The sequence below is a fragment of the Luteibacter sp. P4_E6 genome (assembly GCF_056401535.1).
Window position 1 is genome coordinate 1 of record NZ_JBFUJE010000257.1, and the last position, 5,586, is coordinate 5,586.

The following is a 5,586-nucleotide window of genomic DNA, read 5'->3' on the forward strand; positions in this document are numbered from 1 at the left end:
GCAACTCACCCATGGCGATGTGTCACAGGCGATCACGCAGATCCCGGATGCGTCGGTGGACGCCTTGCTGCACGACCCACCGCGCTTCGGTATTGCCGGCGAGCTGTACTCGCAGGTTTTCTACAACGAACTGGCACGCGTCCTCCGCCGAGGCGGTCGCCTGTTTCACTACACGGGTAGCCCGAACAAGCTCACCAGCGGTCGCGACGTACCCCGTGAGGTGGAAAAGCGCCTGGAGAAAGCCGGCTTCAAGGCGGCGCTTGCGTTGGACGGGGTGCTCGCCATCCGCCGCTGAAACAGGCGGCGTCAGGCGGTTCGGGCGGCGTGCCTGGCCTCGACGAGCGTCGCCACGCGCTCCCTGTCGAGGGCCGTGGCCGGCGTATAGATAATCAGGCCAAGCTCGGGCCGACCGTCGACCGCAAAGGCGGAATATTCCAGCGTGACTTCGCCAACGAGCGGGTGGGCGAACTGCTTCGTCCCTTCGCCGTAGCTCTGCAGGTCGTAGTCGTTCCAGATCGCTTCGAACTCGGGGCTCAACGCAATCAGCTCATCCACGAAGCCCCCGACGCGATCCGTCGCGCCGAGGCGGGCGATGTCAGCGCGAAACGCCGCCACAGCGAAGCGTGCATGATCTTCCCAGTGGCGAGTCTTGTTACGCACGCGATCGCTTGCGAATAACAATTTCAGCACGTTGCGCTGGTCGGGCCGCAGCGAACCGTATTCGGTGAGCACGGCCGCCGCCGCGGCGTTCCAGCCGATGATGTCCCACTGCGGGGTCTTGACGATCGCCGGGCTCGTCTCCAGCGAATCGAGCACACGCTGCAACTGCGGGGAGATCGTTTCGGAGGGCTGGTAGACGACCTCGGGCGGCCGGTTCTGTGCCAGGAGGAACAGGTGTTCGCGCTCCACGGCCGTCAGGGCCAGGGCAGCGGCGAGGCGATTCAATACGTCGGTGGAAGGCGCGCCGCCGCGCCCCTGCTCCAGCCACGTGTACCAGGTGGCGCTTACATTGGCGCGCAGTGCGACTTCCTCGCGTCGCAGGCCCGGCGTGCGCCTGCGCGTGGTCGGCATGCCGAAGGCAGCGGGATCGAGCTTGGCGCGGCGATCCTTCAGGTAACTGCCGAGCGGATTGTCTGCCGGAATGCTCATGCCGGGATTATGTCCCTCTCGACCATCGAGGGACATAGCGCCCGGCATCAGGGGGCATCGACCTTCTACTTCGCGCCACCGGCTTCCGCCCGGCGTTGCTGGTACGGATAGAACCGGTTCTCGCGCAACTCGTGCTCGATGCGTTCCAGGCTCTTGCCGTTCGTCTCGGGCACGAGGTAGTAGATGAACACCAGGGCGAACAGCGAGATTACCGCGTAGAGCCAGAACGTATGTGCGGCGCCAAGCCAGGTCACCAGCGACAGCGTGGTCAGCGTGACGATGAGGTCGAAGAACCAATGGCTGAAGGCACCCAGGCTCGCGCCCTTCCCTCGCACGAACAGCGGATAGACCTCGGAATTGATCAGCCAGATGCACACGCCGAAGCCACCACAATTGAGCATGAGGTAGGCAGCGAGGCAGGCGACCACCGCCCAGCGGCTGAAGTCCGTCGTCGGACCTGCGCCCTGGAACAGGAATCCCATCAGGGCCAGCGCGACGATGGATCCGGGAATCATCCACAGAAGGTAGTTGCGCCGGCCGATACGATCGACGAGGAAGCTGCCGACCACGGTCATGATGACAACGAGAATGGTACTGCCGCCGGTGGCCAGTACGGCCGCCTTGTCCGAGAAACCCGCCTTGGTAAGGATGGTCGGTGCGTAATAGATCAGCGCGTTGTTGCCCGTGATCTGCGAGAACATGGAAATGCTCGCGCCGACGATGACTGCGGGACGGATCCACGGCTTGAACAGATCCTTCCAGGTACCGACCTCCTGGTTCTGGGTCACGGTCTGGATCTCGGCCACCTCGGACTCCGCGGCGGCGTGGTTGCCACGTACGCGCTCGAGGACCTTGATCGCTTCGCGCTGACGTTCCTTCACCACCAGCCAGCGCGGGCTCTCCGGCAACACCAGCATACCCAGCAGCAGCACGATGGCCGGCACGACGCCGAGGCCGAACATCCAGCGCCAATGCTCGCCGAGTACAAAGCCGGTGAAGTACGCGATGGTGATGCCGAACACCACCATGAACTGGAAGAGCACCACCATCTTGCCGCGATGCTGTGGGGGCGCCACCTCGGCGATGTACACCGGAATGATCTGCGTGGAACTGCCTGCGGAAAGACCGAGCAGAAAACGCGAGGCGATCAGCAGCTCGACGTTCGGCGACATCGCCGATGCGATCGAGCCGAGCGCGAACAGCACGCCGACGAAGACCACCATGCGCTTCCGGCCGAAGCGATCGGACAGCGGGCCCGTGCCAAGGCAGCCGAACAGCGCGCCGAAGATGATGGCACCGGTCACCAGCTGCTTGGCCGTGTCGTCCAGCGCGAATTGCCGGCCAAGGCCGAGTAGCGCGACGCCGATGATGCCGGTGTCGTAGCCAAACAACAGTCCGCCGAGGGCGGCAACCACCGCGATACCTACGACCAACCCCAGATGCGGCGTGGCTGTCGCCGGGGCATCCATCGTGTCACTCACTGTGCGCATGGTTCATCTCCAGCTCGACGCGAGCCCGGAAGTCGGCGCGACCGGCGGTCGCGGCAATGAGGCGAGCATTCGGCTCGTCGGTGTTTTCGATCCAGTCCAGCGCGTCGTCCCGACTTCGCCCGTAGCGCATGTGGCGCGCCAGTAACTGGGCCTTGCGCTGCTGGCCGTCGACATCGACGTACCAGGCCTCGTCCAGCAGGCCATGAATGCCGGACCATGGGCCCTCGTCGAGAAGGAGGTAGTTGCCCTCCGTAATCACCAGCGGCACATCGGCGGCGACGGGAATCTCGCCGGCCACGGCCTCCTCGATCTCACGATGGAAGGCGGGGGCATAGACGGTTTCACCGGGGACCGGACTTCGAAGACGTCGCAGCAAGGCGACATAGCCAAAGGCGTCGAACGTGTCGTGGGCGCCTTTGCGCTCGGCGCGATCCAGTCGCTTGAGCTCGGCGTTGGCAAGGTGGAAGCCGTCCATCGGAACGATGACGGCGGCCTTGCCCAGGTGGGCAGCCAGTTGCGCTGCCAGGGTGGACTTCCCTGCTCCGGGTGCACCGGCGATACCGAGAATCCGGCGTCCTCCGCGTGCCATGAGCGCGTCCACGCGCTCGCGAACCTTGTTGTCGATCATGCTCTCACCAGCGGATACCTGCCATGAAAGCTAACGGTCGTCATGTTATGAACGAATGAAATTCTTGCCGCAAACCCCGTAGGAGCCGCTTCAGCGGCGATCCCGCGCAGCGGGAAGACTTCTTCCGATAAGGACGAAGTGAGCGGACATTAGCAGGCCTACAGTCCGCAAAACCCCGGCGGCATATAGGTGCCATCCCCTCCCGCGATGGCAAAAACCATGAGTACTCAACCCCTACCGAATGCCCCTGCTCCGGCCAAAGGCGGCTGGCTGGCCGTGGCTGCCGTGACGCTGGCGGCCTTTGCTTTCGTCACTACCGAGTTCCTGCCGATCGGACTGCTTCCACAGATCACCGGCGAACTGCACCTCAAGACCGGTATCGGCGGCCTGATGGTGACCACGACCGGCCTGGTCGCGGCGGTTGCGGCGCCGTTGACCACGGTGCTCGCCGGTCGCGTCGACCGCCGCAACGTACTGCTCCTGTTGTCGGTGCTGCTGATGGYCGCCAACGTCGTGGCTGCCTCGGCCACGGGATTCGCCACCATGCTGGTCGCACGCGCCTTGCTCGGCATCGCCCTGGGCGGGTTCTGGGCCGTCGCATTGGCGGCGGCGGGTCGACTGGTGAAGCCCGAGCAGGCGGCGCTGGCGACGGCCACCATGTTCGCCGGCATCACCTTCGCCACGATCATTGGCGTGCCGCTGGGCACCCTGATCGGCAGCGTCGCGTCCTGGCGCTACGCTTTCCTCGCCACGGGTGCGCTGGTCTTCGTCGCCCTCATCGCGCAGTTCTTCCTGCTGCCGCGCCTGCCCTCGGATACCGTAGTGAAGACGGCCGATTTCAGCAGCCTCCTTCGCCGCTCCGCCTCGCGCCTGAGCCTCATCATGATGGCCGTTGTCATCGCCGCGCACTTCACCGCGTACACCTACATCGCCCCCTTCCTGATCGAGCGCGCCGGCTTCGACGAGCACGGCATGACCGCGGTGCTGCTTGGCTTCGGCGTGGTCGGCTTCATCGGCAATTTCCTCGCCCCGAAGGCGATCGCGAAGGACCTGCGCTGGTCGTTGGCCGGCACGATGGTCCTGCTCGGCGCCACCATCTTCGCCTTGCCGTTGCTGGGTGCGTCGCACCTCGGCGCGAGCGCCGACATCCTGCTCTGGGGCATGGCCTATGGCGCACTCCCGGTGGCGCTCAGCGTGTGGGTCTCACGTTATGCCGGCGACCACGCGGAAGCGAGCTCCGCACTGTTCGTCATGACCTACCAGCTCGCGATTGCGGCCGGTTCGTTCCTTGGCGGTCGCGTGGTGGACAGCGCCGGCGTGGTGCCGGCACTGGTGGTCGGTGGCGTCGCGGTCGTCATCGCACTGGTGTTGCTCTTCACCTTCGGCGGACGCAAGCCGGCGTTCGCTGCGCCCGCCGAAGCGTCAGTGCATTAAACCAGCATGCCGCCGGATACCTCGATGCGCTGACCGCTGATCCAGCGGTTATCGTCCGACAGCAGCGACGAGATCATCGCGCCGAGGTCGTCCGGCAATCCCACGCGACCCAGGGCGGTCATGTCGGAAATGCGCTTGGCCAGCTCGGGGGTGTCACGCACCATACCACCGCTGAAGTCGGTGGCCAYGGCACCCGGCGCTACCGTGTTCACGGCGATGCCGCGGGGGCCGAGCTCTGCGGCCATATAGCGTGTCAGCACTTCGACGGCGCCCTTCATCGCACCATACGCCGAGCTGCCAGGCATCGACACACGCGCAAGGCCAGACGAGATGTTGATGATGCGCCCGCCGTCCGCGATGAGCGGCAGCAGCTTCTGGGTCAGCAGGTACACGCCCTTGAAGTGGACGTTGTAAATGGCGTCCAGTTCCTCTTCCGTCGTCTGGTCGAAGGCGTTGTGCAGGGACTGGCCCGCGTTGTTGACCAGGTAGTCGAAGCGATGCGCCCCGAGTTCAGCGAGCGCAGCCTTCGCGCGTTCGACGAAGTCGGCGAACGATGCCGCGACACCGGTATCCAGCTGAAGCGCGATAGCTCGCCTTCCCYGCGCTTCCACCGCCGCAACAACCTTCGCCGCTTCTGCCTGATTCTCGCGGTAGGTGAAGATGCTATCGACGCCGCGCGCCGCCAGGTGGACCACGGTGCTGCGGCCGATGCCACGGCTGCCGCCGGTAATGATGGCGATCTTCGCCATGCTATTCGTTGAGTTTTCGTTGGTCACGAGCTGTCCTTTGGAGGGTGGGCCTGGACAAACGATAGGCCGGCGGGGCTCCGGACTGAATGCGCGAACCCGGCCCATTCTTGCCTGATCCTGCTCGCCAGCATAGGAT

General features: G+C 65.0%; 6 protein-coding genes. 2 read left to right on the forward strand and 4 right to left on the reverse strand.

The window, feature by feature from the left end; all coding sequences use genetic code 11:
- Positions 1 to 295: MnmC family methyltransferase (locus AC1DT2_RS14710; RefSeq protein WP_477297103.1), on the forward strand; the 295-nt coding region annotated here is incomplete at its 5' end.
- An 11-nt stretch (positions 296 to 306) separates the two neighbouring features.
- Here AC1DT2_RS14710 and AC1DT2_RS14715 read toward each other — a convergent pair.
- The 3 genes from AC1DT2_RS14715 to AC1DT2_RS14725 all read right to left on the reverse strand — a co-directional run bounded on the left by AC1DT2_RS14715 (position 307) and on the right by AC1DT2_RS14725 (position 3,267).
- Positions 307 to 1,149, reverse strand: a complete 843-nt coding sequence (locus tag AC1DT2_RS14715) for a helix-turn-helix transcriptional regulator (RefSeq protein WP_477297105.1) — start codon at positions 1,147 to 1,149, stop codon at positions 307 to 309.
- Positions 1,150 to 1,214: 65 nt separating this feature from the next.
- Positions 1,215 to 2,639, reverse strand: a complete 1,425-nt coding sequence (locus AC1DT2_RS14720; RefSeq protein ID WP_063573211.1) for a sugar porter family MFS transporter — start codon at positions 2,637 to 2,639, stop codon at positions 1,215 to 1,217.
- A complete protein-coding gene (locus AC1DT2_RS14725; RefSeq protein ID WP_063573212.1) occupies positions 2,623 to 3,267 on the reverse strand; it encodes a nucleoside/nucleotide kinase family protein in 645 nt (214 codons plus the stop codon). Before AC1DT2_RS14725 ends, AC1DT2_RS14720 begins: the two co-directional genes overlap by 17 nt.
- A gap of 219 nt (positions 3,268 to 3,486) precedes the next feature.
- Between AC1DT2_RS14725 and AC1DT2_RS14730 the strand changes: the two genes are divergently transcribed.
- Complete coding sequence (locus AC1DT2_RS14730) at positions 3,487 to 4,701, forward strand: MFS transporter (RefSeq protein WP_477297106.1); 1,215 nt, start codon at positions 3,487 to 3,489, stop codon at positions 4,699 to 4,701.
- Here AC1DT2_RS14730 and AC1DT2_RS14735 read toward each other — a convergent pair.
- Positions 4,698 to 5,450: an SDR family NAD(P)-dependent oxidoreductase gene (locus AC1DT2_RS14735; RefSeq protein ID WP_477297107.1), complete on the reverse strand. Its 753-nt coding sequence runs from the start codon at positions 5,448 to 5,450 to the stop codon at positions 4,698 to 4,700. The genes AC1DT2_RS14730 and AC1DT2_RS14735 overlap by 4 nt on opposite strands.
- Positions 5,451 to 5,586: the final 136 nt, after the last annotated feature.